We start from the raw sequence: 7,243 nt of genomic DNA on the forward strand, positions 1-7,243 counted from the left end.
AGAATCCTCTACCTTTGATTATTTGATGACGTCAACACCCATGTAGGCCCTGAGGACTTCAGGTATTACGATAGAGCCGTCTTGTTGCTGGAAATTTTCTATAATAGCGGCCACAGTCCTTCCTATGGCAAGCCCTGAGCCGTTTAGTGTGTGCACGAATTCGGTACCTTTTTTATCGCCCCGCTTGAAGCGTATTTTAGCGCGCCGCGCCTGAAAATCCTCGAAATTTGAGCACGAGGATATCTCTCTGTATTGCGTCTGCCCGGGCATCCAGACCTCTATGTCATATGTCTTTGCCGCGGAAAACCCTATGTCTCCCGTGCATAGCAGCATTACCCTGTGTGGGAGGCCAAGCTGCCGGAGGATGTCTTCGGCGTCTTCTGTCAGGGACTCATGCTCGTCGTAGGAGTGCTCTGGTTTGACGAATTTGACAAGCTCAACCTTGTTAAACTGGTGCTGCCTGATAAGGCCCCTTGTGTCTTTGCCGTAGGAGCCGGCCTCACGCCTGAAACACGGCGTATATGCGGTATAGTAAATCGGCAGCTCCTCTTCTTTGAGGATTTCCCCTGCGTGGATATTTGTAACGGGCACCTCGGCGGTGGGTACGAGATAAAACTCCGGGTCAACTATGCGAAACAACTCCTCGGCAAACTTGGGCAGTTGCCCCGTGCCGGTCATGCTCTGCCGGTTGACCAATATGGGAGGAAATATCTCCTTGTAGCCGCGCACGCCGTTATGGTCAAGCATGAAGTTCATAAGGGCACGCTCAAGCCGCGCCCCGTAGCCTTTCATAATAGCAAACCGCGCCCCTGAAATCTTAGCCGCCCTGTCGAAGTCTATAATATCAAGCGACCTGGCGATGTCCCAGTGGTTAAGCGGCTGGAAGTCAAACTGGCGAGGCTCGCCCCATTTTCTGATTTCCACGTTGGCAGTCTCGTCCTTGCCGATGGGGACGGTGGCGTGGGGGATGTTAGGTATAATCATGGTGACAGAGGCAATTGCCTCCTCTTTTGATTTTAGCTTTTCTTCAAGTGATTTTAGTAAATCTGAGACTTCCTTCACCTCGGCGGTCTTATCCTTGGCCATGTCGAGGCTGTGGTCAGACTTAAGCTGGAGTTTCCTCATCATGCCGATTTCCTCGGAGATGATATTGCGCTTGTTTCTGAGTTCGTCAATTGCTTGTTGAAGCTCCCTGCGATTGTCTTCCAGTTGGAGGAGTTCGCCGATGTTGATAGCGCAGTTTCTGCTGTGAAGCGCCTCTTTGACAAGGTCAGGATTTTCACGTATAAACCTAATATCAAGCATCGTCCATTATACTATAAAACCGGGGCCGCGTGGTAGTTAAATTTATCTCATGGCAAAATACACATGCCTCAGCATAATTTCTACCCATGCCATCTATGTCACTATGCTTGATCTATAAATGTCTGGAATTAGATTGATTTGCCCTGTGGCCGCTTCGTTTTTTAGGTCAGAATAAATCCCATCGTGAATTAATGCTTTACTTTAGATAATGTTTTTTTGAATAATAGAACTATGCCTGAAAGGAAGTTCAGAGAGCTGTTTGAGGACATGACGGCAAACAAGCTGAAGCTGCCGCCAATGTTCAAGGTGTATCTGCTCAATGACGACTACACAACGATGGATTTCGTTGTGACGGTGCTGGAGACGATATTTCACAAGACCGCGGCCGAGGCGACACAGATAATGCTGCATGTACATAAGCAAGGCAGCGGACTTTGCGGCGTTTACACACGGGATATTGCCGAGACAAAGGTGGCGCGCGTGCGTGAGCTGGCCGAAACAAACGATTTTCCTCTGATGTGCATGATGGAAGAGGAATAACTTAAAAGCTAAGCGGGACAAAGCATGATAAATAAAGAACTTGAAATCAGCCTTGAGGCAACAATCAGGGAGGCCAAGGGCAGGCACCACGAGTACTTGTCAATAGAGCATATACTGTTTGCGGTGTTGCACGATGAAAAGGGTATAGAGATAATCACAAGCTGCGGCGGCAGTGTAGATAAATTGAAGCTCATGCTGAGGGATTTTTTCGGTGAGAAGATACCGAAAATATCATCAGAGAAGGACGAGTTTCCACAGCCGACGGTAGGCTTTCACAGGGTTTTGCAGCGCGCGCTGGCGCACATACAGTCCTCCGGCAAGGTGGAGGTGGACGCAGGGGACCTGCTCGCGTCTATTTTTATTGAGACCGACTCCTATGCGGTCTATTTTCTGAAAAAAGAAAACATCACCAAACTGGACGTCCTCAACTACATATCACACGGGATATCAAAGGAAGGCCCGTCAACAGATGACCCTGGGCACCCGGAAAACGAGGACGCCGACCCTGCCGTGAAGACTTCACACCAGCCGATAAAGCAATTTACAGTAAACCTGATAGACAAGGCCGCAAAAGGCGATATAGACCCAATAGTGGGCAGAGACTCCGAGCTTCAGCGAATGATACAAATCCTCAGCCGGCGCAAGAAAAACAACCCCGTATTCGTAGGCGAGCCGGGCGTGGGCAAGACGGCCATTGTCGAGGGCCTTGCGCTCAGGATACATCAGCAGGAGGTGGCGCAACCGCTGAAAAACGCAAAACTATTTCTACTGGATATGGGCGGGCTGATAGCGGGGACTAAGTTTCGCGGGGAGTTTGAGGCACGCCTCAAGGCGACGATTGAATCGCTGAAAAAGATGAAAAACGCAATACTGTTCATAGACGAAATCCACACGGTTATCGGGGCGGGGGCCACAAGCGGTGGCTCGCTGGATGCCTCAAATATCCTGAAACCGGCCCTTAACTCAGGCAAACTGCGCTGCATCGGGGCAACCACATATGAAGAGTACAAGAATTATTTCGATAAGGACAGGGCGCTCTCAAGGCGGTTTCAGAAGATTGAACTTGGCGAACCCACAATTGACGAGACATATAAGATATTAAACGGGCTGAAATCCCGTTACGAGAAATTCCATAACGTAAAATATACGTCAAAGGCGCTAAGGGTTGCCTCAGAGCTGTCGGCGAAGTATATTAATGACAAATTCCTGCCCGACAAGGCCATAGACGTAATTGACGAGGCTGGGGCATATCTGAAACTCAACTCCCCTGACCATCACACAGTTGGACCGCTTGAAATAGAGCGAGTTGTCTCAAAGATCGCTAAAATCCCCGTCAGGAGCGTAACCACGACTGAGGCCGATAAGTTAAAGGCACTTGATACGCGGTTAAAAAGCAAGGTCTTCGGACAGGACGGCGCAATAAACTCGCTTGTTACCGCGATAAAGCGCTCGCGCGCCGGGCTTGGCACCGTTGACAAACCAACAGGCTCATTTCTCTTTACCGGCCCTACGGGTGTGGGCAAAACAGAGATTGCCAAACAGATGGCCGAGGCGCTGGGAATCAGTTTTATCCGGTTCGATATGAGCGAATACATGGAAAAACACACCGTTGCGAGGCTTATCGGGGCGCCCCCCGGCTATGTGGGATTTGAACAGGGCGGGCTTCTTACCGACGCCATCAGAAAGACCCCCTACTGTGTCGTCTTGTTTGACGAGATAGAAAAGGCGCACCCCGATGTGTTTAACATCCTGCTTCAGATAATGGACTACGCCACCCTCACAGACAACAACGGGAAAAAGGCCGATTTTCGCAACGTCATAGTTATCATGACCTCAAACGCCGGTTCGCAGGAGATGGACAGAAACACAATCGGCTTTGGCGACAGGACTAAAGACACGGCCTCAAAGGGAAAAGACGCCCTGAACAAGTTATTCAGCCCGGAGTTCAGAAACCGCCTTGACGACACGATACATTTTAACCCGTTAAATCACGAGATCATGCTTCTGGTGGTGGATAAGTTCATCGGGGAACTCATCGGGCAGCTCCACAAAAAGAGGGTATCAATAGAGGTCTCAGACGAGGCAAGGCAGCGTCTTGCTGAAAAGGGTTACGACAGACGCTACGGGGCGCGCCCCCTTGGCAGGGTAATCCAGACGGAGATAAAAACGGCCCTCTCTGAGGAGATACTCTTTGGCAGGCTTCAAAAGGGCGGCAAGGTCTGTGTTGATATAATAGACGGCAAGATTGACTTCACGTACGAGACGCAAGACAGGTAAGTGCCGGTCTTTGCGCTTTCAGAAGATTTGTTGTTTCCGCCTCCTGAGCTGGCCGAAGACGACGGCCTTCTGGCCATAGGAGGGGACCTCAGCCGTGAGCGCATTCTTAAGGCGTACACAATGGGGATATTCCCCTGGTACATGGAGGAACACCCGATCCTGTGGTGGTCTCCCGACCCAAGGCTGGTGTTGTTTCCTGATGAGTTTATAATATCGAGGAGTATGCGCCAGACGATAAACAGAAACATATTCGACATAACCCTTGACCGCGCGTTTGTTGACGTAATGAAAAACTGCGCCAACGCAAAAAGGAAGGACGGCAATGGGACGTGGATAAACGACGACATGCTTGAGGCCTATACGGGGCTTTACGAGGCGGGCTATGCGCATTCGGTTGAGAGCTGGTCAAATGGCCAACTCGTTGGGGGATTATATGGTGTGGCGCTTGGGGGGGCGTTTTTTGGAGAGTCCATGTTCGCGCTGAGACCCAACGCCTCAAAGGCCGCGCTTGCCGCGCTGGTCAAGATGCTCATTGAGTGGGGGTTTATGTTTATTGATTGCCAGGTTGTCACGCAGCACCTAAAGAGCCTTGGGGCAAGGGAAATCTCCCGCAGAGACTTTAAAGTCTTATTAGAGCGTGCGCTGAAACTTCCCGTTCAACCCGGCAAATGGCCCTAAATCTATTAACTAACCAAGGAGGAATACCCATATTTAGGACAATATTTTCAATCGTATCAATCGTTTTACTGGCAATTTCAACCGCATATTCTGACACCGGCGCGGTTACAAGCTCCGCGGTAGAGTACAAAGACGGCGATGTCGTCCTTGATGGCTATATCAGCCATAACAAGGCAACGCAGGGGAAAAGCCCGGCTGTGATTATAGTGCATGACTGGATGGGCGTGGGGGATTTCACTAAGGAACAGTCGCGCCGCATAGCGGAACTTGGGTATGTCGCCTTTGCGGCAGACATATACGGCAAAGGGGTGAGGCCAAAAAACGCCGATGAGGCAGGCAAATTGGCGGGCAAGTACAAGGGCGACCGCAAACTTATGCGTGAGCGGATTAAGGCCGCGCTGGATTACGTGCGGACATTGGACTATGTGGATACGGGGCGCATAGCGGTGATAGGGTATTGTTTTGGCGGGATGGTGGCCCTGGAGCTTGCGAGGGATGGGGCGGATATTGCCGGAGTTGCCAGCATCCACGGCGGGCTTGACACGCCGGACAGCAAATCCAGCAAAATCAAAGCAAAGGTGCTTGTCCTACGCGGCGCTGATGACCCATTCGTGCCAAAAGAGGATGTGGAGGCGCTTCAGAAGGAGCTACGCGCTTCTGGTGTTGACTGGTATATGACGGCCTATGGAAACGCGGTACACGCGTATACAAATCCAAAGGCAGGGACAGACAACTCAAAGGGCGCGGCGTATAACGAAAAAGCCGACAAAAGGTCATGGGTGGCGTTAAAGGAGTTCTTCAAAGAGATATTCTCCAAATAAACATGCGGGTTGTTGAAATATCAGGGGATACGGTATAATGAAGACATGGTAACGTCAGTTGATACATTGAGAATATTCGAGCGCTTAAGGGGTGCGGAACTCAGCGACAGGGCTGCCAAAGAGATAGCCGAGGTCTTCAGGGAAATCGTTGAAGACCGGCTGACCACGAAAACAGACCTTGAAATGGCTAAGTCTGAGCTAAAAAAAGACATTGAGATTGTTAAGTCTGAGCTAAAAAAAGACCTTGAAATGGCTAAGTCTGAACTAAAAGCAGAGATAGAGACGTCTAAATCTGAACTGCAATTCAAAATAGAGAAATCCAAATCAGAGACATTAAAGTGGATATTTCTCTTCTGGGCCGGGCAGTTATTTGCAATGTTCGCCATGTTTAAGGCTTTTTTTAAGTAATATAAGCTGCAATAGCCGCAACAGAATCGCCAGCTTTGGCGGCCTTGTAGCATGGATGTGCATCACGCTCTTCTACAGTCGTATGGATTATAACATCAGGAAAATCCATCGGCCACAGAGTCCTGTGTATTTCTTTTTGTTGCGGTGTATTCATTGTTTGTGCCGCTTCATGGTATAAAGGCAAATTGTGAAGCGTGATTTTTTGCGCATAATTATTACTTTACCATATAGGCAACTAAGGAACATAGACGAAAAGAATTCTTTTGTCTGATGTTTGGGCAAAGCACTCGTTTATCTGTAACTTTTGCCGCAGACATCGCACATGGGGTCGTGCATTATCCTGAGTTTTTTGAACTCCATGTCAAAGAGATTAAACATCAGCATTTGGCCAAGCAGCGGCCTGCCAAAGCCGGTCAGTATTTTTAGTGCCTCAATTGCCATCAAACAGCCCAGCACCCCTGATACCGCCCCCAGCACGGGAAACCCCACCTCCTGATTGTCAGGAATTAAATCCCGCCATCTGCTGTCTCATTGCTGGACCTTATTTTACCTTTGCCTTTTGTAATACTGGCGAGTGTTTTGGTGTTGTTCAACAGCTTTTTGTCTGAGCCTTTCACCCTCCGTTTCAGCTTATTAATATCTTCTTCAGGGGGAAGGTTTTCAGGTCTTATACCGCTCTTTCCTAATAATGTCCTGACGTCCTGATTGTTCTTTACGTGTTCAGTGGTAATCTGCGGTTCTCCTTGTAAGTTGTCTTTTCTGACATTAAAGTTGGTAATTTCAGTTGCCAGGTCTTTTGCCTTTATAGTGATAGTCGGCAAAAAATCCGCTAATGGCCTGTTTTCAGAAATACCCAATTTCTTTTTCATATGTAACGTAGTATGCCCGCCAAACAACGCAGCGTCCCCTTTGCTCCTTATTCTTCCGAATCCCTGAGTATCAACGCCCCTTTCATAAATTATCTTTGAAAGCTCTGTTTCTGTGGCAACCAGTTTTTCTCTGGCGCTCTGGCGCTCAATGAGATTTATTCGCTCTTCCAGAAGCTCCTGTTTACGCGTTTGAATGGCGAAATAACTTTGCGCGAAGGCTATCTGTTCTTTTCGCGGGTCACCGTTTTGTGCGATAAGATAACAGGCGTAGCGGTCAAGCATGATGTCGTCTATTTGTAAGCGTCAAGAAAACCCCATCTTTACAGTGGGGGTAGCAGATGTCAT

Annotated in this window: 7 protein-coding genes and 1 pseudogene; 5 read left to right on the forward strand and 3 right to left on the reverse strand. The window is 49.1% G+C overall.

The window, feature by feature from the left end:
- Window positions 1–18 precede the first annotated feature (18 nt).
- Window positions 19–1,305 (reverse strand): serine--tRNA ligase, encoded by a 1,287-nt coding sequence (gene serS, locus AB7D94_RS02420; RefSeq protein WP_420264113.1) that lies wholly within the window; start codon window positions 1,303–1,305, stop codon window positions 19–21.
- Window positions 1,306–1,536: 231 nt separating this feature from the next.
- Here serS and clpS point away from each other — a divergent pair, with 231 nt between their 5' ends.
- The 5 genes from clpS to AB7D94_RS02445 are packed head-to-tail and all read left to right on the forward strand — an operon-like array spanning window position 1,537 to window position 6,029.
- Entirely contained in the window at window positions 1,537–1,845 is a 309-nt protein-coding gene (gene clpS, locus AB7D94_RS02425) for an ATP-dependent Clp protease adapter ClpS (RefSeq protein ID WP_420264114.1), read from the forward strand.
- A gap of 24 nt (window positions 1,846–1,869) precedes the next feature.
- Complete coding sequence (gene clpA / locus AB7D94_RS02430) at window positions 1,870–4,122, forward strand: ATP-dependent Clp protease ATP-binding subunit ClpA (protein ID WP_420264115.1); 2,253 nt, start codon at window positions 1,870–1,872, stop codon at window positions 4,120–4,122.
- On the forward strand, window positions 4,123–4,800 hold the full coding sequence (gene aat, locus AB7D94_RS02435) for a leucyl/phenylalanyl-tRNA--protein transferase (protein ID WP_420264117.1): 678 nt from the start codon (window positions 4,123–4,125) through the stop codon (window positions 4,798–4,800).
- Window positions 4,791–5,621 carry a dienelactone hydrolase family protein gene (locus AB7D94_RS02440; RefSeq protein ID WP_420264118.1) on the forward strand — a complete coding sequence of 277 codons (831 nt, stop codon included), beginning with the start codon at window positions 4,791–4,793 and terminating at the stop codon, window positions 5,619–5,621. Before aat ends, AB7D94_RS02440 begins: the two co-directional genes overlap by 10 nt.
- 12 nt (window positions 5,622–5,633) lie before the next feature.
- Window positions 5,634–6,029 (forward strand): CCDC90 family protein, encoded by a 396-nt coding sequence (locus AB7D94_RS02445; RefSeq protein ID WP_420264120.1) that lies wholly within the window; start codon window positions 5,634–5,636, stop codon window positions 6,027–6,029.
- A 291-nt stretch (window positions 6,030–6,320) separates the two neighbouring features.
- On the opposite strand, the gene AB7D94_RS02450 is transcribed toward AB7D94_RS02445, so the two are convergent.
- Window positions 6,321–6,506, reverse strand: coding sequence for a HesA/MoeB/ThiF family protein (locus AB7D94_RS02450; protein WP_420264121.1), 186 nt, complete (start codon window positions 6,504–6,506; stop codon window positions 6,321–6,323).
- A gap of 29 nt (window positions 6,507–6,535) precedes the next feature.
- Window positions 6,536–7,195 (reverse strand): annotated as a pseudogene (gene dinD, locus AB7D94_RS02455) (DNA damage-inducible protein D); the annotation flags it as partial.
- Window positions 7,196–7,243 lie beyond the last annotated feature (48 nt).

This window comes from Candidatus Magnetominusculus dajiuhuensis, from assembly GCF_046044395.1.
Taxonomy (GTDB): domain Bacteria; phylum Nitrospirota; class Thermodesulfovibrionia; order Thermodesulfovibrionales; family Magnetobacteriaceae; genus Magnetominusculus; species Magnetominusculus dajiuhuensis.